The sequence below is a fragment of the Flavobacterium reichenbachii genome (genome assembly GCF_002217435.1).
GTDB lineage: Bacteria > Bacteroidota > Bacteroidia > Flavobacteriales > Flavobacteriaceae > Flavobacterium > Flavobacterium reichenbachii.
The window spans coordinates 58,134-77,085 of the sequence record NZ_MUHF01000017.1 but is presented as its reverse complement, the minus strand read 5'-3'; the positions used below and the strand labels follow the sequence as shown (position 1 = coordinate 77,085).

Annotated in this window: 19 protein-coding genes; 10 read left to right on the top strand and 9 right to left on the bottom strand. The window is 33.5% G+C overall.

Annotation, left to right across the window (positions count from 1 at the left end; genetic code table 11):
* Positions 1-2 precede the first annotated feature (2 nt).
* Positions 3-1,082, top strand: coding sequence for an HlyD family secretion protein (locus tag B0A68_RS13950; RefSeq protein WP_035680266.1), 1,080 nt, complete (start codon positions 3-5; stop codon positions 1,080-1,082).
* A 4-nt stretch (positions 1,083-1,086) separates the two neighbouring features.
* Positions 1,087-2,673, top strand: a complete 1,587-nt coding sequence (locus B0A68_RS13945; protein WP_035680269.1) for a DHA2 family efflux MFS transporter permease subunit — start codon at positions 1,087-1,089, stop codon at positions 2,671-2,673.
* Positions 2,674-2,888: 215 nt separating this feature from the next.
* Here B0A68_RS13945 and yaaA read toward each other — a convergent pair whose 3' ends face one another.
* On the bottom strand, positions 2,889-3,647 hold the full coding sequence (yaaA, locus tag B0A68_RS13940) for a peroxide stress protein YaaA (RefSeq protein WP_035680272.1): 759 nt from the start codon (positions 3,645-3,647) through the stop codon (positions 2,889-2,891).
* 393 nt (positions 3,648-4,040) lie between these two features.
* Between yaaA and B0A68_RS13935 the strand changes: the two genes are divergently transcribed.
* From B0A68_RS13935 to B0A68_RS13915, 4 genes are all read left to right on the top strand, one after another.
* Entirely contained in the window at positions 4,041-4,415 is a 375-nt protein-coding gene (locus tag B0A68_RS13935; RefSeq protein WP_035680275.1) for a GxxExxY protein, read from the top strand.
* 14 nt (positions 4,416-4,429) lie between these two features.
* Positions 4,430-5,860 (top strand): CCA tRNA nucleotidyltransferase, encoded by a 1,431-nt coding sequence (locus B0A68_RS13930; RefSeq protein WP_035680277.1) that lies wholly within the window; start codon positions 4,430-4,432, stop codon positions 5,858-5,860.
* 367 nt (positions 5,861-6,227) lie between these two features.
* A complete protein-coding gene (locus tag B0A68_RS13920) occupies positions 6,228-7,253 on the top strand; it encodes a COX15/CtaA family protein (RefSeq protein WP_035680283.1) in 1,026 nt (341 codons plus the stop codon).
* A 9-nt stretch (positions 7,254-7,262) separates the two neighbouring features.
* Positions 7,263-8,066 (top strand): hypothetical protein, encoded by an 804-nt coding sequence (locus B0A68_RS13915; RefSeq protein ID WP_035680286.1) that lies wholly within the window; start codon positions 7,263-7,265, stop codon positions 8,064-8,066.
* Positions 8,067-8,074: 8 nt separating this feature from the next.
* On the opposite strand, the gene B0A68_RS13910 is transcribed toward B0A68_RS13915, so the two are convergent.
* From B0A68_RS13910 to B0A68_RS13880, 7 genes are all read right to left on the bottom strand, one after another.
* The gene (locus B0A68_RS13910; RefSeq protein ID WP_035680289.1) at positions 8,075-8,842 is read right to left on the bottom strand and encodes a LytR/AlgR family response regulator transcription factor; all 768 of its coding nucleotides are present in this window, start codon (positions 8,840-8,842) and stop codon (positions 8,075-8,077) included.
* A 27-nt stretch (positions 8,843-8,869) separates the two neighbouring features.
* Positions 8,870-9,238 (bottom strand): 2TM domain-containing protein, encoded by a 369-nt coding sequence (locus tag B0A68_RS13905; protein ID WP_035680291.1) that lies wholly within the window; start codon positions 9,236-9,238, stop codon positions 8,870-8,872.
* A gap of 20 nt (positions 9,239-9,258) precedes the next feature.
* Positions 9,259-9,567 (bottom strand): 2TM domain-containing protein, encoded by a 309-nt coding sequence (locus B0A68_RS13900; RefSeq protein WP_035687636.1) that lies wholly within the window; start codon positions 9,565-9,567, stop codon positions 9,259-9,261.
* Positions 9,568-9,680: 113 nt separating this feature from the next.
* Positions 9,681-11,039: a 2TM domain-containing protein gene (locus tag B0A68_RS13895; RefSeq protein ID WP_051892421.1), complete on the bottom strand. Its 1,359-nt coding sequence runs from the start codon at positions 11,037-11,039 to the stop codon at positions 9,681-9,683.
* A gap of 24 nt (positions 11,040-11,063) precedes the next feature.
* The gene (locus B0A68_RS13890) at positions 11,064-11,687 is read right to left on the bottom strand and encodes a hypothetical protein (protein ID WP_035680294.1); all 624 of its coding nucleotides are present in this window, start codon (positions 11,685-11,687) and stop codon (positions 11,064-11,066) included.
* 46 nt (positions 11,688-11,733) lie between these two features.
* Positions 11,734-12,144 carry a DUF2141 domain-containing protein gene (locus B0A68_RS13885; protein WP_084678962.1) on the bottom strand — a complete coding sequence of 137 codons (411 nt, stop codon included), beginning with the start codon at positions 12,142-12,144 and terminating at the stop codon, positions 11,734-11,736.
* Positions 12,145-12,409: 265 nt separating this feature from the next.
* Positions 12,410-14,575: a TonB-dependent receptor gene (locus B0A68_RS13880; RefSeq protein ID WP_035680296.1), complete on the bottom strand. Its 2,166-nt coding sequence runs from the start codon at positions 14,573-14,575 to the stop codon at positions 12,410-12,412.
* Positions 14,576-14,785: 210 nt separating this feature from the next.
* On the opposite strand from B0A68_RS13880, the gene B0A68_RS13875 reads away from it, so the two are divergent.
* The 4 genes from B0A68_RS13875 to gloA2 are packed head-to-tail and all read left to right on the top strand — an operon-like array spanning position 14,786 to position 16,903.
* On the top strand, positions 14,786-15,244 hold the full coding sequence (locus B0A68_RS13875; RefSeq protein WP_035680300.1) for a DinB family protein: 459 nt from the start codon (positions 14,786-14,788) through the stop codon (positions 15,242-15,244).
* Positions 15,245-15,265: 21 nt separating this feature from the next.
* Positions 15,266-15,913 (top strand): hypothetical protein, encoded by a 648-nt coding sequence (locus B0A68_RS13870; RefSeq protein ID WP_035680304.1) that lies wholly within the window; start codon positions 15,266-15,268, stop codon positions 15,911-15,913.
* Between the two features lie 25 nt (positions 15,914-15,938).
* The gene (locus B0A68_RS13865; RefSeq protein ID WP_035680307.1) at positions 15,939-16,514 is read left to right on the top strand and encodes a sugar O-acetyltransferase; all 576 of its coding nucleotides are present in this window, start codon (positions 15,939-15,941) and stop codon (positions 16,512-16,514) included.
* Positions 16,514-16,903, top strand: coding sequence for an SMU1112c/YaeR family gloxylase I-like metalloprotein (gloA2, locus tag B0A68_RS13860; protein WP_035680308.1), 390 nt, complete (start codon positions 16,514-16,516; stop codon positions 16,901-16,903). The genes B0A68_RS13865 and gloA2 overlap by 1 nt, the downstream gene beginning before the upstream one ends.
* 391 nt (positions 16,904-17,294) lie before the next feature.
* On the opposite strand, the gene B0A68_RS13855 is transcribed toward gloA2, so the two are convergent.
* Positions 17,295-18,800, bottom strand: a complete 1,506-nt coding sequence (locus B0A68_RS13855) for a hypothetical protein (RefSeq protein WP_035680309.1) — start codon at positions 18,798-18,800, stop codon at positions 17,295-17,297.
* Positions 18,801-18,952 lie beyond the last annotated feature (152 nt).

The window sequence follows — 18,952 nt, the reverse complement described above, 5'->3', positions numbered from 1 at the left end:
TCATGGAAAAGAAAAAAACAAATAAAAAATTCATCATTATACTAACCGTTTTGATTTTAGTGGGCGGAACATACGGAATAACAAAATACCTGCACTCACAAGCTCACGAAGAAACGGATGATGCTCAAATCGAGAAAAAAATGAATCCGATTATCCCAAGAGTTTCTGGATATATTAGTAAGGTTTATGTAAAAGATAATGATTTTGTAAAAAAAGGAGATACTTTATTTACAATCGACAAAAGAGATTACCAGTTAAAAATTGATGAAGCAAATGCTGCATTGTTAGGTGCTGAAGGACAATACGAAGCTGCAAAAGCAGATATCGGAAGTGCATATGCAAGCATCTCAGTTTCTGATGCTAATGTAAAATCTGCCGGTGGTTCTATCGAAAGTGCAAAAATCAGACTAAGACAATTGACAAACGACTTTAATCGTTATGACAATTTGTATAAAACTCACACCATTACAAAACAGCAATTTGAGCAGGCACAAACTGCAAAAGATGAAGCAGAAAACCAAGTTCGTGTTTTAGAGCAGCAACAAAGAGCAAGTTCTTACCAAAAATCGGTAATTGAATCTAAATCTAAAGTTTCTGACAAACAAACAGAAGTAGCTTCTGCAAACATCAAAAAAGCAAAAACTATGCTTGATGTTGCTAAATTAAATCTTACTTATACTGTGGTAACTGCAGCAATTGATGGACAAGTATCTAAAGTTGATATTCAGCCAGGGCAATTGGTTCAGCCGGGACAATCTTTATTTTATATTATTAATAATACTGAAGCTTGGGTTGTAGCAAACTTTAAAGAAACACAATTAAACAAAATGATTGTGGGACAAAAAGTAAGCTTAAAAGTAGATGCTTATCCTAATTATGAATTTAAAGGAACTTTGACTTCTTTTTCTCCTGCTACCGGATCACGTTTTTCTCTTTTACCTCCTGATAATGCTACAGGAAACTTCGTAAAAACAATTCAGAGATTACCAGTAAAAATTAGTTTAGATCAATCAAATGATCCTGAGAAAGTAAAATTATTACGCCCAGGAATGAATGTTGATGTAGACGTACATTTGAAATAAAAAAATGACAACAGTACAAGGAGAGGACGATTTAGTAGAATACGGTTACAGACGTGTTATTATCACGATCACAGCAGTACTTTGTGCTTTGCTGGAAATTGTTGATACGACGATTGTAAACGTAGCGCTGACAGACATGCGAGGCAGCCTTGGTGCTACTTTGACTGATGTGGCTTGGGTGATTACAGCATATGCAATTGCAAATGTTATAGTAATCCCGATGACGAGCTGGTTATCACAGCAATTTGGGAGACGTAATTATTTTGTGGCCTCTATCATTATATTTACCGTCTGCTCTTTTTTATGTGGAAATGCCAGTAATATATGGGAATTGGTTGCATTTAGGTTTGTACAGGGAATGGGCGGAGGTGCCCTTCTTGTAACCGCGCAAACCATTATTACCGAGAGTTATCCTGTAGCAAAGCGCGGAATGGCGCAGGCTATTTACGGAATGGGTGTAATTGTAGGACCAACATTAGGACCGCCTTTGGGAGGTTATTTGGTAGATCATTATTCTTGGCCTTATATTTTTTACATTAATATTCCGTTAGGAATTATTGCAACTATTTTGGCTGTTTCTTTTGTGAGAAGTCCTAAATATGGAGAAAAATTAAAGGCTAATCAGGTTGACTGGTGGGGAATTATTTTATTAACTGCTTTCATTGGTTCCTTACAATTTGTCTTAGAACATGGACAGCAGGATGATTGGTTTAACGATTCACTTATTGTTGCTTTAAGTGTTGTAACTGTTTTTGGATTAGTTCTTTTTATTTGGAGAGAACTTACATATGAACATCCAATTGTAAACTTAAGCGTGCTAAAAGACGGAAATTTAAGAATTGGAACTGTAATGTGTTTTATTCTGGGTTTCGGTTTGTATGGATCAACGTTAATTATCCCCATTTATACACAGTCTATTTTAGGATGGACAGCAACTGATGCCGGATTATTATTGATTCCGGGTTCGATTACCACTGCCATCATGATGCCTTTTGTAGGTAATATGATTCAGAAAGGTGTTCCGCAGGGATATATGGTTGGAGTTGGATTTTTAGTCTTCTTCTTCTTTACTTTCATGATGCAGACCCGCATGACACCAGATACTGGAGTAGAACATATGTATTGGCCGTTAATTTTGAGAGGAATTGGTTTAGGATTACTTTTTGTTCCTATCACTACGCTTTCGCTTTCAACATTAAAAGGAAAACAAATTGGTGAGGGAGCTGCTTTTACCGGAATGATGCGTCAGCTTGGAGGATCATTTGGTATTGCGATTATTACCACTTTTATAACCCGATTCAGCCAGGAACACAGAGTCAATTTAATTAATAATCTAGATCCTGCCAAACATGAAGTACAGCAGCGTATTGCAGGAATGCAGCAAGCTTTTATGGCAAAAGGATATAGTGCAGATGTTGCGCTTAAAAAAGCATATCAGGCAATTGATTACGCAGTTCTAAAACAAAGTACCGTAATGTCATACATGGATATTTTTATGTATTTAGGAATTATGTTTTTATGCTGTATACCGATTATCCTTTTCATTAAGAAAGGGAAGAATAAAATTAATCCTGCTGATGCAATGCATTAATATTTAATAATTATTTATAATACTAAAAAGCCGAGTCAATTTCCTGTGACTCGGCTTTTTTATTGATATTCGGGGTTCAGGTTTTGGTTTCAGGTTTCAGGTTTAAAGTTTCATGTTTCATGTTTTTAATCTTTGCGCTTAAAAAGAGTAATTATACACAAGTAAAAAAAACCTTAGTAACTTAGAACCTCAGCTCCTCAGAACCTTCAAAAAAACTATCTTGTAAAAACTAAATGATTATCCTTAGAAAGATTCGCATCAAACTGATATCCTTCATAATTAAATCCTTTTAGATCGTCAATTGTTTCTGCATTAGTATCTATAATATAGCGCACCATCATGCCTCTCGCTTTTTTTGCAAAAAAGCTTATTATTTTAAGTTTTCCGTCTTTGTAATCTTTAAAATCAGGAGTAATTACGGGAACTTTTAAAGCCTTTACGTCAACAGCAGAAAAATATTCGTTACTGGCAAGATTTACAAACAACTCGTCTTTTTTCAATTCTTTATTCAATGCTTTTGTAACTGGAGATTTCCAGAAATCATGTAAGTTTTTATGCTCTTCAATTGGTAGTTTTGTTCCCATTTCCAAACGGTAGGCCTGCATTAAATCAAGCGGTTTAAGAACTCCGTAAAGTCCGGATAAAATTCTTAGTTTATCCTGCAAGGTATCTAATTTTTCAAGCGGAATTGTATAGGCGTCTAAACCTGTATAAACATCGCCATCAAAAGTATAAACTGCCGGGCGCGCATTTTCTGGAGTAAAAGGCGTTTTCCAATCTTGATTACGCTGCCAGTTTAAGTCGGCTAATTTCTCTGAAATAGACATTAATTCTGCCAGATCTGCTGGTTTTTTAGGTTTTAAAACTTTATGAACCTGACGCGCTTCTTTTAAAAAAGATGGTTCTGTATATTTTTTAGTTGGTAATTCTTTTTCGAAATTTAATGACTTCGCCGGAGAGATAACAATTTTCATTTGTGCATTTTTATATCATTCAAAAATACAAATTGAATTTTTAAAAATATGGTATTGCAATTGATTTGTTTTATTGCAGTATAGTTTTTTAGCCACGAATTCACGAATTATTCTTCTAATCTATGCGCATAAATTTGTATTAATTCGTGTAATTCATCCGTACAATTTTCTATTTCAGTAATTTTCACTTGAAAAATCGTGAATTTACTCAAAAAATTCAGCCATAGATTATAAAAGGCATTTTCTATGTTGTAAATTTGCAACCATAAAATTCCAAATAACATTTCAATATAAAATTGAAAGTTATATTCTAAGTAATGGCCACGAATTCACGAATTAACTTTTTAAAAATTAATTAAAAAAAATTCGTGAATTCGTGGCGAAAATTTAAATATGACAAAAATATTGTATCAGCTGGAAAGTTATCAGATAATGGGAATTTTATTTGATGTTCATAGAAATTTAGGTGGACGCTTTTCTGAAATTGTATATAAAGACGCTTTAGAATACGAATTTAAGAAAGCAAATATTCCATTTGAAAGAGAAAAAGAATATTTGGTAAACTATAAAGACATAATATTAAATCACCGATTTTATGCTGATTTTGTTTTGTTTGATAAAATTATACTTGAAATAAAATCAAGTGATTTTTTACATCCTAAACATATTTCACAATGTCTAAATTATCTAAAAGTTTCTAAAACGCATTTAGCAATTTTAGCAAATTTTAATTCTGTCTCACTTGAATACAAACGTATTATTTTATAAAAATCATTGAATTCGTGGCTATACAAACAAATTACAAAACTGCTTTACAAAATAAAATCTTCGATATCATTTCGAAAGCTTCTCAGGAATTAAACGTTGACAGCTATGTTATTGGCGGTTTTGTTCGTGATTTGCTTTTAAAACGCGGCTCCAAAAAAGACATAGATGTTGTTGCAGTTGGAAGCGGCATAGAACTGGCGCTAAAAGTTTCTGAACTGCTTCCGAATAAACCTAAAGTTCAGGTTTTTAAAACTTACGGAACTGCCATGCTGCGTTTTGAAGATACTGATATTGAATTTGTAGGTGCGCGAAAAGAATCATATAATTTTGAAAGCCGAAATCCGATTGTAGAAAACGGAACTCTGGAAGACGACCAGAACCGTCGTGATTTCACGATTAATGCTTTGGCACTTTCATTAAACGAAAAAACATTTGGTGATCTTTCTGATCCTTTTAATGGTTTAGCCGATTTAGAGAATAAAACAATCAAAACACCTCTAAATCCTGATATTACCTACTCAGATGATCCGCTGCGAATGCTTCGTGCGATCCGTTTTGCAACACAATTAAATTTTGAAATCGAAGAAAATTCGCTGAATGCGATCACAAAAAATGCAGATCGTATCAAGATTATTTCTGGTGAAAGAATTGTAGACGAATTAAACAAAATACTTTCTACCCCTAAACCTTCAACAGGATTTTTACTTTTATATAAAACCGGAGTTCTGGATATTATCTTACCCGAATTAACAGCGTTGAATCAGGTAGAAGAAATTGAAGGTCATACGCATAAAAACAACTTTTACCACACATTGGAAGTTGTAGATAATATCTGCCCGAACACTGATGATGTCTGGCTGCGCTGGTCGGCTTTACTGCATGATATTGGAAAAGCGCCAACAAAACGATTTAACAAAAAACAAGGCTGGACTTTTCACGGACACGAATTTCTGGGCGGAAAAATGGTAAAGAAAATCTTTGAGCGTCTGCATATGCCGTTAAACCACAAAATGAAATTTGTGCAAAAAATGGTTATTATGAGTTCACGTCCAATTGTTTTGGCCGAAGATATTGTAACAGACAGCGCAGTTCGGCGTTTGGTTTTTGATGCTGGTGAAGATGTCGAAAATTTAATGACTTTATGTGAAGCTGATATCACAACCAAAAATCCGTCAAAATTCAAGAAGTATCATAAGAATTTTGAAATTGTTCGCAATAAAATTGTTGAAGTAGAAGAACGCGATCATGTTCGTAATTTTCAGCCGCCAATTACCGGCGAGGAAATTATGGAAATGTTCGATCTGAAACCTTCGCGTGAAATTGGGGTTTTGAAGGAAGCTGTGAAAGAAGCCATTTTAGAAGGTGATATTCCGAATGAATATCAGGCCGCTTATGATTTTGTGATTAAAAGAGCTGCAAAATTAAATTTAACGCTGAAAAAGTAATGGACTCTTTAGGATTTATTTTTTTTATATTATTGCTATTAATGATAATATTACCGAATTATCTCTTTCAGAGAAAATTAAAATTAACTGATTTAAGCTATTTTAAATACAAAGCTATTTATCTTGTAATTTCTATTAGTTCACTAATATTAGTTTTTGTATTTTTTTACTATCTCAAAGAATATTTTCTTAAATACTATTTCGAACTTAATACTAATAATAAAAATGAATACGAAGCTAATAAGGCTAGAACAATAACCGTTTCAATTGTACTTCTTCTAAATAGTGTTTTAAATATTTATTTCGCGAAATTCTATTTGAAAAGAATTTCCAAAACAAAAAATGAAATCGAATTAATCGGAAAAGAATGAAAAAAGAGAATAAATCAGTAATCATCTGGTTACTATCAGGTTGTGTCTTATTATTTTTAATGGTTGTTGTTGGCGGTATTACACGTTTGACCAATTCAGGTTTATCAATGACCGACTGGCATTTGGTAACCGATACTTTCCCGCCTTTAACAGAGCCAAAATGGAATGAAGCTTTTGAGCAGTACAAGAAATTTCCTGAGTATCAAAAAATCAACATTCACAATGATTTTCAACTTTCAGATTATAAATTTATTTATTTCTGGGAATGGTTTCACCGTTTTATTGGTCGTATCATCGGGTTGGTTTTCTTTGTTCCTTTTGTTTATTTTTTAATTAGAAAAAAACTAGATCGCCCAACAATCAAAAAATGCATTGTTCTTTTGGCAATGGGAGGTTTTCAAGGATTTCTTGGATGGTTTATGGTTCGCAGCGGTTTAATTGATAATCCGGATGTCAGCCACTTTAGACTTTCATTACACCTTACTTTTGCTTTTATTACTTTTGCCTATACGCTTTGGGTTGCGCTGGATTTAATTTATCCAGAAAGAAATATCAACAAAATTATACCGCTCCGCACAATTGCAAGATATGCTTTGGCTGCATTATTAATTCAGATTATTTACGGCGGATTTGTAGCTGGCTTAAACGCCGGATTAATTCACAATCATTGGCCATTGATGAGCGATGGAGAATTTATTCATGAATCGGTTTTTATTGAGCAGTCTACTTTGGTAAAAAATTTAATCGAAGGCAAGAGCGGTGTTCAATTTGTACACAGAACTTTTGCTTATGTTGTTGTGGCAGTTATTCTTTTTCTTTTCTTTAGAAGCAAAAAATATACGCTTACTAATACGCAGTCAAACGGAATCAAAACTTTGGTCGCTTTTGTATTTATACAATTTCTTCTTGGGGTTTTTACACTATTATACAGCGTACCTCTTGCTTTAGGATTAATCCACCAGATTATGGCTTTTTTCCTTTTGAGCGCTATGACTTTTACGTTACACCGATTGAGTAAATAAAATATAGGAATGAAAAAATTACTTTCGATTTTACTTCTGTTTTTAATAATTGCCTGTGAGAATAAGAAAGATTCTTCTACAGATAATGCTGCATCAGCCAATAAAGATTTACCATCTGAGATTGAAACCAAAGAAGCTGAACATAAGATAAGTTTTAAAAAATACGAAAAAGACGGAATACTTTTAAAGGGAGAAATCAGTTTGTTTGATGAAAAATTAAATCAAACCGGAAAACTTACTGTTGAAGAAACTTCAAAAATTCAGATTCTGGAAAAGAGTACAGAAATGTACAACATTAATAAAAGTGAAGATAACTGCTTAAAATCTAACTTTTTAAAAATCAAATATAAAAATCAGGACTATTTGCTTTTTGGAGATCAAGTTTATGAAGGAGATGAACAAGGAAAATTTGATTTTGTTAACAGCAAAAATGAAAAATATTCTATTTTTTCGATTAAAAACTTCCAAATGGGAGCTTCAGATGATGTAGGACTAACCGGATGCGACGATTTTAGTATTTTATTGGTACTGAACCAGAACAGTAATAAGTTTTTTACAATTACTGCTCCTAAAGAAAATGGTAATTATTCTAATCAAAAAATTGCAACTCTAATTCATGATGATGGTTCTGGAGAAGAAATTTATCGCGCGCAAGTTTCAAATGATACTCTGACATTAGGAATCAAAATTGGGTATCAGGAAGGTTACGGCTCATATTTTCTTAAAACGAATATTCAGGATAACTTTAGCCAGTCTGTTGTAATTGACAGAGTACGATTTGAGGACGAAAAAACTTTCAATAGTCTTAAATAAGTAACTTTTTACCCCAGCCAGGCTTTAAAATCCTGTACCTTTTCTCGGCTTACAATAACCTCATCTTCTTTATAAGAAGGCAGAATCACTTTTAGACGGGAATTGGTATAAACCTGAATTTCTTTAATCGCTTTTAGCGGGACTATAAATTTTCTGCTTACGCGAAAGAAATCCTTCTTGTCTAATTCTTGCTCCAGAATTTCTAAAGTCGAATCAATCAGATAGTCACGATTGTCGAAAGTATGAATATAAGTTCCCTTATTCTCACTAAAAAAACATTCTATTTCATCTGTTGTAATTACTTTCAAATGCTGTCCGATTTTTACTGTAAACCGCTTTTTATAAGTCTTCTCAAAGGGATTTGAAAGCATTTTTCTGATCTGCTCAAAATCAAGCTGAAGATTATTGTTTTCAGATTGCGGTTTTGGCAGGCGGGATTTGAATTTAGTAACGGCAACATCCAGATCATCTTCGTCTATGGGTTTTAGAAGATAGTCAATACTATTGAGTTTAAATGCTTTTAGGGCATATTCGTCATAAGCAGTGGTAAAAATAATAGCACTTTTTATATCTATTTTTTCAAAAATTTCAAACGATAAGCCGTCAGATAGTTGGATATCCAGAAAAATTAAATCCGGATGTTCATTAGTAGAAAACCAGTGAATAGATTCTTCTACAGAATGCAGCATGGTTTCTACTGCAATATTCAGCTTTTCAAGCTTTCGCTGCAACAATCTTGCTGCCGGCTTTTCGTCTTCGATAATTAATGTGGTCATTGATTAGAATGAAAATTTAGTTTAAAGTTACTGCCATTTATTAGTATTACCTTGTTCTTTCTTCATATACTCCTGAATTTTTCTCTGTTCCCATTCATTATTAAAAAACAAATCACCTCCAAAAACAGATATTGCGTGAATTGCTAAACCAATTCCCCAAAAAATCGCTGTAGAATAAGTATCCCAGTCTAATAATCCGTTGTGAGTAATTTCTCTTCCAAAAAAACCTCTATTCAAACTTGATACTATAATGATCAAATTAACAATTATATAAATTTTTAGATGCGAATAAAAACGTTTTATTCTTCGCACTTTTTTGTAAGCTGCATTAAAACTTTCGTCAGAGGTAAATTCCTGCGAGTATTCTTCGTACATGCGTTTTCTAGATCGTCCCATTTTTTATTATTTTAAAATTTTTACTGCCACTTATTGTTTCTATTATTTTTTTCCTTTTCCATGATTTCTCTGATCTTTCTTTCTTCCCAGCCTTTACCTAAAACCGGAAATATTTCGAAAACCTTTAATCCGTGAAAAACAACTCCTACACCCCACCAGATTAGCGGCCAGTAAAACCATAAATGATGTGGAGTTGTATACAAATTAATAAAAATAAGAACTATATTAACTCCTATGTATGCCGTAAGGTTACTGTAAAAACCTTTAATATCCTCAACTTTCTTTTTTGCTAAGTAATATTTATCTTCTTCGTTATGATTTATTTCCATGATTACTGCCATTTTGTTTTTTAGTTTTTTTCTATAATATACTTTTGACTTTTCTGACGGCTATTTTTCAAGCACAAATTCTTTTGTATTATTTTAAAATTTGCTTTCCATCATTATTTCCAATTTTGCTTTTTATTTTCCTTTTCCAGAATTTCTCTGATTTTTCGTTCTTCCCAGTCTGAACTGTATCCAAAAACTTTAAAGGCATGCATGGTCACTCCAAATCCCCAGCCTAATGCCGAAAACCAAAACCATTCAAATCCAGGAGAATACCTCAAATTTATAAAAACTAAAAGAGGAATAACACAACAATAAGAAATTAAGTTTCCGTAGAAACCTTTTAGCTCTTCTACTCTTTTTTTAGCTCTGAAATAGGCTTTGTTTTCATCGCTGTATTCTGCACTATTTTCCATAACTGTAATTTGTTTCGTTAAAATTGGAATCTTAACCGTAAAATGTGCTTCATTTTGCTCAATCAGTACTTTTCTATCGGTAATAATTCCGTATCTATTTACTATATTTTGAAGTCCGACTCCCTGTCTGTCCTGCAAAACTTCTTTTTTCTGAAAATCATTTTGAATGGCTAGATAATCTCCATCAACAAAAATTCTGATATGCAATGGTTTTTGTTCGCTTACCACATTATGTTTTACTGTATTCTCGAGCAAAAGCTGTAATGATAACGGCACCACTCTGGCATCTGGATTTATTGTTTCTGTCGGCATCTCATAAAACAAGCTGTTTTCGAAACGCATTTTCAGCAGATTCATATACGTTTTTGCAAATGACAATTCATCATCAACAGAAACCAGTTCTTTGTCTTTCTGTTCTAAAACATAGCGGTAAATTTTAGACAAAGAGGTCGTAAATCGCTGTGCATTATCTGGGTTTTCTTCAATCAAAGAACTTAAAACGTTTAAACTGTTAAAGAGAAAATGCGGGTCGATCTGGTTTTTTAAACTTTCGAATTTTGCATTGGCTGTTCCTGCAATAATTTTTTGCTGCGTGATCTCAAATTTCGATGCCTGTTTCCATTTTATCATAAAACTTCTGGCCTGCATAAAAGTCGAAACTCCCAAAGAAAGAATGACATAAAAAAGATGTACCCACAGCATTCTTGCTCCAAAAAAAACTTCTAAAGTCACATTTTGCAAGACCACAAAAATGAAATAATTTATTCCTAAAACTACGGGAACCGTGTACAAAATAGTCACCAAAATTCCGTAATAAACTCTCAAATTGGTCTGCTCCAGCCAATCCCATTTTCGATCCAGCAGTACATTAATAAATCCGTTGCCAAAACCCAATCCGAAAGAATAAAGGCAGCTTACAAAAAAAGTAACAAGAACATTTCTAAAATTCAAATCATCTCCCAGACAAGCAGAAAATATTATTGCAAAAACCATAGAAACCTTGAAACAGGCGATAGTTGCACTTTTTAAATCAGAAAATATATGCACTTGACTTTTCATATAATCAGCTTAATTTTTTTTATATTATTTCTTGCAGTTTTTTTGCGCTTCCAAAGCTCTGTCTAATCCCCATTTTGGTGAAAAAGGCGATGCTGGCTTAAAACTTGCAAAAAGTTCGATCGATTTTTCAACTTGCGCGCATAGAGGCTTTGTGTCAACACCTGTCCATTTTGCTCCTCCTAACTGATAATCAGCTTCTCCAAAAACTGCTCTCGGATTGTTAGGATCTATTGCTTTTGCTTTTGCATAGTTCTCCATTATTTTACCCGAATATTTAACTGCGTTTGTCATCGGATCCTGCACCACCCACGCCGTATAAACTAATGCCTGTAAAACATATAATTCTGCATTGTTCTGATCTTTTATTAATTCGGTATCTAATGCATCCTGTGCTTTTGTCAATAATAAATCAACTTTAGATTTATCTTTTTCAGAAAAAGAAGCTGTCGTATTTACAAGAGCAACATAATAATTTGGAAACCAGCTGCTTTTTTCAGCTGCAGCAATTCTTTCGAACATTGCCGAAGCTTCATTGTTTTTTCCTTCTTTCCAAAGTCCAAAGGCTTTTCCCATTCCTTGTTCAAATTGGGTTTGGGCTGAACTTATTACGACTACAAATAATGCGATTGCGGTGATGATTTTTTTCATTTTAATATTTCTGTTTAATGGTTAATTATTTTTTTAATAGTATTTTTTATTTGAATGTAATTTCAACTTTTGAATCTTTATCAACTGTAAATTTAGCATCTTTATACGAAGGCGGTCCCATAAATCCTTTTGCATTATTAGAAGCTGCATAATCTTCAGAAGGTATTCCCATCATATTTTTATCAAGAATTCCGTTATTGTTTTCATCATGAAAAGTAGAAATCGCATATTCTCCTGCCGGAATGCCTGTAAATGTTACTATAGCCTGATTATTTTTAATTTCTGAAATCATGCTTTTGTAAGTAGTTTTTAGAAAAGTTTGTTCTGAATTGTATAATCCCACTTTAACAATTCCCGAATTGTCTTTTAAACCTGAAATCTTAACCGTAAGATTTGAATTTTGCGCGGCTAATAAATTGCAGATAAACAAAGTAATTATTGTGATCATTTTTGTCATGGCCTTTGATTTTATTTGTTAGTTATTACATTTTAAGCTTCTTAAAGCTTTAGTTTTTTTGATTGATGATTAAAACTCTATTTGTTTTTATTTATATTATACTTCAAAAATATATTGGATTTTACTCTTTTAAAACTAAATAATACTGAGTTGTCGAATTTGGTTACTGAATTGTTTTTTTTTAGATTCTGAGGTTCTGAGGTACTAAGGTTCTTAGATATTGACACACAGAAAACTTAGCACCTTAGCACCTCAGAACCTTCAATTAAAGATTCTTCAACTGATTATCATTTTTATTTTTGCTGATGGTCCAGAAGAAACCAACGAAGAAAAATCGATCTGCGGTTGGTGTAACAGCTTGTCTGTTATACACTCCGTTTGCATCTGGAGTGTTGGCGTAATCGTATCCAAAAACATTTTGACTTCCTAACACGTTAGAAACAGAGAAATACAAGATTTTTTGTGTGGTCAGCAAATATGCCCAGTTAAAACTTAAGCTGTTGTAAGCTTTAGTTTTTCCATTCATAAACTGCGTCTGATTTGGATCATTATAAGGTCTCCCAGAACTATAACTGTTTGTAAATCCTATTTGAGATTTCCAATCTGTTATAAAATATTTGGTTACAATAGACAAACTGTGATTGGCAATAAAACTTGGGGTTGCCATTGTTGGGAAATTTTTATACTGTCTTTCTGAGTCGATATAAGAATATGAAATCCAGTATTCTAAATTTTTATACAAATTGCTGTCTCTCCAAAACAAATCCAATCCTTTTGCATAACCTGAACCGTTATTATTAAAAACCGAATTGTACTGAATATCTTTGGTGTCATACTGAACCAAATTGCTGTAATCTTTGTAATAAGCCTCGGCTCTAAAAGTTTGTCCCGGTTTTGTATATTGATAGTTTAGGATAAAATGTTGTGCTTTTTCGCTTTCGAATTGGTGAAATTTTGAAAACTTGATATAATTAACCACCGGAGTTTGTGTAAAATCTCCGTAAGCAAAAGAAAACTGACTTCTTTTAGAAACTTTATATGCAATAGAAGCTCTTGGTGCAAGATTTGTTTCGTCTAATAAGCTATTGTTAGAAAGACGAAGACCCACTTTTAACGCCAGGTTTTTAGAAAATAAAACATCTCCTTCTGTGTAAAATGCTGCAATATTAGAATTGTAACCGCTTGTTAGTTTAGGCGAAATATCATCATCAAAATTCTCATTGTATTTGGTTATGAAATAATCTCCTCCAAAAGATATTTTAAAGTAATTTGAAATGTTTTTTCTTAATTTTAATTTCAGCTGTGCTGCATTTTCATTACTGTCTACGTTGTTAATATCAAATTTTACTTTGTTGTTGCTGTAACCGTAACTAATTCCTGAAGTAAGCTGCCATCCGGTTCCAAAATCTCCTTTGTAAGAAGCATTTACATACAGGTTATTATTGTTTAAATCGGTTCTTACAGGATTTTCAAAATTGATGTTTTTTTGGTCCAAATCGAATTTTTCTGAATCGTAGGCTGCGTATAATTTTAAAATTCCGTTCGTAAAATGATAACGATAAACTGCTTCACCTCCCAAAGATTGATAAGGGCTGTTCCATTTTACATTTTGAGGAACCACAGCCTGATAAGGAGCTAGATTAATATAATTGGTATTAATACTGAAAGAACTTTTTTCCCATTTTTGAGTATTTCCTACTCCAAGACCAACCGTCATTAAGGAAATATCTGTTTTATTCTGGTCCGGCTCATCCTGCGTATTCAAAAGTAAAACACTTGATAAAGCTTCGCCATATTCTGCAGAATATCCTCCTGTCGAAAATGCAATACCGCTAAACAAAAATGGAGAAAACCTGCTTCTTGTTGGTAAATTATTGGTCGTTGCTCCGTATGGCTGTGCAACGCGGAGACCATCTACAAAAGTCTGTGTTTCGCTGGCTTCCCCTCCACGAACGAACAAACGTCCATCTTCTCCAACAGTTTGTGTACCAGGCAGAGTTTGCAAAGCAGCAATAATATTTCCGGCAGAACCGGCAGTTGTAACAATATCTAAAGGTTTTAAAACAGAAACTCTGGCCTTGTCTCCAGATTCTAAAGTTCCGGCTGTAATTACCACTGCATCCAGAGAATTTACATTTTCTCTCAGTTTAATGGTTTGTTCCTTATAGTTTGCAACATCAATTTCTTGTTTAAACGTTTCATAGATCAAAAAACTTACTACTATAAACTGATTTCCTACGGCAGTAGTTTCAAAAGAAAAATCTCCATTTTCAGAACTTGTTGCTCCATCATAAGTTCCGTCAATGTAGATGTTGGCTCCAGGAATTGGTTTTCCTTTTTGGTCCACTACTTTTCCTGAAATGGTGTTTTGAGCAAAAATAAATGCTGTGGTAAATAAAAAAATTATGGTAAAAAGTAACTTTGATTTCATAACTGTTTAAATTTTATTTTCGGTTTGGTCTTGTACGTTATCGGTTTATTGTCACAGCCGCACTTTTTTATGCGATTGCATTTTTGATAGAACAAATATATTTTAACAGTTTTAGTTAAAAAATATTTAATAACCGAATTGTAGATTTTTGTGGATGAGTTGTAAATTACTTATTTTTACCTTAGCTACCAGCATTTAAAACTAAACAATATGTCAGAAAGTACCAGAATTTCAAATCTATATCAATCCATTTATAATGGAAACCCATGGCTGGAGGTTACTTTGGCCCATACTTTAGAAAATGTTACTGCAAAGCAGGCTTACACAAAAGTAAATCCGAATTTAAACACAATTTGGGAAATTGTCAATCATCTTATACAATGGAGGCGAAACATTCTAAAACGTCTTCAGGGAGAAACTGTCGTTACTCCAGATCATAATTACTTTGTTCCGGTCTTAGATTCCTCAGAAGCTGCTTGGGAACAATCGCTTCAAAGTCTGGCAAAATCACAAGAATTATGGAATGCCTTTTTTGAAGATTTTGATGATGCTGATTTGGCCAAAGTATACGCAGCAAACAATCACACGTTTTATGAACATATTCACGGAATTATTCAGCATGATATTTATCATTTAGGACAAATTGTTATTTTGAAGAAACTGCTTTAATCCTACATTAGAAATTAGCGTATGAAACATATAGACAGGATCGGGAATTTGCTTCCTTTGGGTTACGTTATTCTTGTAATGATAGGAATTATAAGAGAAAGTGTATTCTTTTATCAAATTGGAATTAACATTCTAAAATATTCCTCTATTATGGATATTTTAATTAGCCCTCTAGCTACCCTAACCTCACATCCTATAGTATTAGCTGCTATCATTTTAATGATAATACTTCATTTTAAGTTACCCGATTTATTACAAAAGAATGATCATAAAAACTGGGTTAGAAGACTTTTCGAATTGGATAAAATAAAAGATAAAATATCTCAGGAAGAACAAAAAAACTATTACATCATTATTTCGATAAAAACATTTTTTGCTGTTTTTTTCTCTTTTTTTCTTGGATTCGGAATTGCTGACGGTTATGCTGTTTCGAATAAAATTAAAAATAATGAATTAGATTACGATTGTAAACTCAATTTCAATACTGGAGAATCAGAAGATGTTTTTTTAATTAATACCAATACGGAGTATTATTTTTTTGTCACAAAAGGCAGTCAAACTATAAAAATTGCTCCGATAGGTTCTATAAAAAGCATTGAATTGACCAAAAACCGAGCTCTAAATAAATCACTTCAATTACCGGGCAAAATTAACTCACGCATTTACTGATTTTATTTAAGAAGAAAATAATACTATGAAAACTGAAAAAGAGAAAATGATCTCTGGTGAATACTACAATGCTTTTGATCCAGAATTATTAAAAGGCCGAAGAGCAGCAAAAAATCTTTTACACAGTTTAAATGTGAAAGAATACAGAGTTACCAAAAAAGCAAAAGAAATTTTGGCAACATTAATTCCGAATGCAGGAGCTGGTTTATATATAGAACCGCCTTTTCATTGTGATTACGGTTATAATATTTTTTGCGGTGACAACGTTTATTTTAATGTGAATTGTGTTGTTTTGGACTGTGCGCCTGTAAATATTGGATCAAATGTTTTTATTGCACCAAATGTGCAAATTTATACTGCTTCTCATCCGCTTGACGCTGAATTGAGAAAAACGTTGGAGAATGCTTATCCGGTTACCATTGGAGACGATTGCTGGATTGGCGGAAACTCTGTCATTTGTCCTGGCGTTACAATTGGTAAAGGTTGTGTTATTGGCGCCGGATCGGTCGTTACAAAAGACATTCCGGACAACTCGTTAGCCGTTGGAAATCCGGCGAAAATTATTAGAAAATTAAATCAGGAACCTCAACAGAATACATAATGCTTACCTTAAATAAAATTCATCATATTGCCATTTTATGCTCCGATTATCAAAAATCTAAAACTTTTTATACAGAGGTTTTAGGATTAACAATAATCAGAGAAATTTATCGCGAAGAACGTCAATCTTATAAATTAGATTTGGCTTTAAACGGCAATTATGTGGTGGAGTTATTTTCATTTCCAAATCCGCCAACACGACCGTCAAGACCAGAAGCGGTTGGTTTACGACATTTGGCTTTTGAAGTGACAAATTTAGAAGAAACAATTGCTTTTTTAGAGGCAAAAAACATTGAATCTGAGCCTATCAGAATTGATGAAACGACTGATAAGCGTTTTACTTTTATTGCAGATCCTGACCTGTTGCCGATTGAGTTTTATGAAAGATAAGTTTTTTATTAAGCTAAGATTCTGAGAAATTAATTTTTCCTATTTTAAAAAAAAAGCGAATCCGCAAAGATGTATTTCTTTGCGGATTCGCGTTTTTGTGGAACTTTTTATTTTTCTAGATATAATAAAAACCTCAGCACCTAAGTCCCTAAGCATCGAGAAAACTCAAAACCTCAGAATCTTAGAACCTCAGCAACTTAGAATCTTAAAAAAAAATCTCTATTTCCAAAACGTCCAGTCAGCTCCATTATAGATACAAACCAAATTTTTAACGGTGTCATAACAAATTGTGCCAGCCATAGTTATAAACCCATGTCAAAAGTCAAAAACTAAATTCATTATCATTACTTCTGTCGACTGCTTATAAAGTATTGTATACCAAACCTAAAGTTTACTTTGGCGGGTTAACAGGATCCGGACAAGCTTGTTCTAATAATTTCCAGCCTGTTCCATTGTATAATTTTAGTGCATTAACTGTTGTATCATACACCAGCATTCCTGTAACGGGGTTTGCAATAGCTGTTTCCGGAGATGATATTCTGGTTAGCACGAAACCTTTATTGTTTGACTCCAGTATCAGGCTTCCTGTTCTGTAATCAGCATAGTTGCGCGGTACAGCCACCCTGTCTAGTGTAGATATTATTGTTTTTAAAGGTTCTGATGTTCCTGTTGCAATACCATGAACATAACATACTTCCGGAAGCGGCACAAACCATGAGGCTGAAAATGAAGGAAGACCAATGTGATTGGTTCCAGTTATGAAAACAGGAGTTTTGTAAACTCTTAAGTTATCAAATTCTTCTGGATTATCTACAATGAAGAAATCTTGTTTCATATAATCCGCAATATACAAACGACCATCCGGGGCTAATTGAATGGCTCCTGTATTACTTGTCTTGCATATTTGCTTTTTCCCATTAAAGCCAGCGGTAGGATCTTGCAAAAGCGCATTAAAATCTATAGCGTATGTGATACCATAAATACTAGAACTCATACTGGCCAGATTTAAATATAAATATTTTCCAGACCTACTAAATTCAACTCCGTATGCAGGTACACTAACTGTTTTAACATTTGAAAAAACTCCAGTACTTGCATTAAAATCTCCAAATATCAATGTAGGATTTTCAGAAGGCGCAACTCCCCATGCAAAATGACTACCGTCTGGTGAAATTCTCATATAACCACCAAAACTTACAGAAGCTGCAGTATTAATTCCTAATACACTCTTTACCGGAGTCGTATTTTGTACTCCCGCTGCGGTTACCAGCCATGCATTCATTGTAGTTGTACCTCTTCCAGGGGCTATAACCCAATAGTCCGTTCCATTTGCATGTTTTATCGCAGTAAGAGATTCTCCAGTAGTTCCTGATTGTCCGCTAAAACTAGCATTTTTCTGAATTACACCGCCCAATCCACCGTTAAGTGTCATATCAATAACAGAATAAGCAGGCAAAGTTCCTGTCAAACCAATTGTGACCGCTATATATTGATGAGCATGTCCCGGATAAGGAAAGATAATACCCGATTGTGCAGAAGACCAGTTTCCAGCCAATCCAGAACCATTAGCCATAACTGCATTGTTTTTGTTCCAGACAGTAGATCCATCAGAGTAAAACTGTAAATTACCACTACTATCTGAGATTGAAAAACAACCTTCATCAGTTTGCATAGTAACTCCTGTGAAATTTGTTGGAAGTCCTTTCAAGGTAGCGTCCGGAGTTCCATTCTGACCTGTACAGAGAACATCACGTGTTGTATTCCAGGTAAGCCCGCCATTATAACCAAATGCCCAGTTATTTGCTTCCTTTTGTGCGTGTAAGGTAACATTCACCAATATAGCTAGCAATAATACCCGCTTTTTGATTGTTTTTCCAGAGTTTAAAACTTTTTCCATTTTATTAAATAATTATTATTCATTCTACGTTTATTATTGCACAGACTATTAAAACAGCTTGTAAAGTTTTTTTTTATAGTTTTTTGAGATTGTATTCTTATCCAGAAAGATTTGCAACACTTCCGTTAACTGCTTTTATCCCTATTTGATAA

Bases quoted from the DNA above. Each gene is read 5' to 3' on its own strand.
- B0A68_RS13950 (WP_035680266.1), top strand. From the start codon at position 3: ATGGAAAAGAAAAAAACAAATAAAAAATTCATCATTATACTAACCGTT.
- B0A68_RS13945 (WP_035680269.1), top strand. From the start codon at position 1,087: ATGACAACAGTACAAGGAGAGGACGATTTAGTAGAATACGGTTACAGA.
- yaaA (WP_035680272.1), bottom strand. From the start codon at position 3,647: ATGAAAATTGTTATCTCTCCGGCGAAGTCATTAAATTTCGAAAAAGAA.
- B0A68_RS13935 (WP_035680275.1), top strand. From the start codon at position 4,041: ATGACAAAAATATTGTATCAGCTGGAAAGTTATCAGATAATGGGAATT.
- B0A68_RS13920 (WP_035680283.1), top strand. From the start codon at position 6,228: ATGAAAAAAGAGAATAAATCAGTAATCATCTGGTTACTATCAGGTTGT.
- B0A68_RS13915 (WP_035680286.1), top strand. From the start codon at position 7,263: ATGAAAAAATTACTTTCGATTTTACTTCTGTTTTTAATAATTGCCTGT.
- B0A68_RS13910 (WP_035680289.1), bottom strand. From the start codon at position 8,842: ATGACCACATTAATTATCGAAGACGAAAAGCCGGCAGCAAGATTGTTG.
- B0A68_RS13905 (WP_035680291.1), bottom strand. From the start codon at position 9,238: ATGGGACGATCTAGAAAACGCATGTACGAAGAATACTCGCAGGAATTT.
- B0A68_RS13900 (WP_035687636.1), bottom strand. From the start codon at position 9,567: ATGGAAATAAATCATAACGAAGAAGATAAATATTACTTAGCAAAAAAG.
- B0A68_RS13895 (WP_051892421.1), bottom strand. From the start codon at position 11,039: ATGAAAAGTCAAGTGCATATATTTTCTGATTTAAAAAGTGCAACTATC.
- B0A68_RS13890 (WP_035680294.1), bottom strand. From the start codon at position 11,687: ATGAAAAAAATCATCACCGCAATCGCATTATTTGTAGTCGTAATAAGT.
- B0A68_RS13885 (WP_084678962.1), bottom strand. From the start codon at position 12,144: ATGACAAAAATGATCACAATAATTACTTTGTTTATCTGCAATTTATTA.
- B0A68_RS13880 (WP_035680296.1), bottom strand. From the start codon at position 14,575: ATGAAATCAAAGTTACTTTTTACCATAATTTTTTTATTTACCACAGCA.
- B0A68_RS13875 (WP_035680300.1), top strand. From the start codon at position 14,786: ATGTCAGAAAGTACCAGAATTTCAAATCTATATCAATCCATTTATAAT.
- B0A68_RS13870 (WP_035680304.1), top strand. From the start codon at position 15,266: ATGAAACATATAGACAGGATCGGGAATTTGCTTCCTTTGGGTTACGTT.
- B0A68_RS13865 (WP_035680307.1), top strand. From the start codon at position 15,939: ATGAAAACTGAAAAAGAGAAAATGATCTCTGGTGAATACTACAATGCT.
- gloA2 (WP_035680308.1), top strand. From the start codon at position 16,514: ATGCTTACCTTAAATAAAATTCATCATATTGCCATTTTATGCTCCGAT.
- B0A68_RS13855 (WP_035680309.1), bottom strand. From the start codon at position 18,800: ATGGAAAAAGTTTTAAACTCTGGAAAAACAATCAAAAAGCGGGTATTA.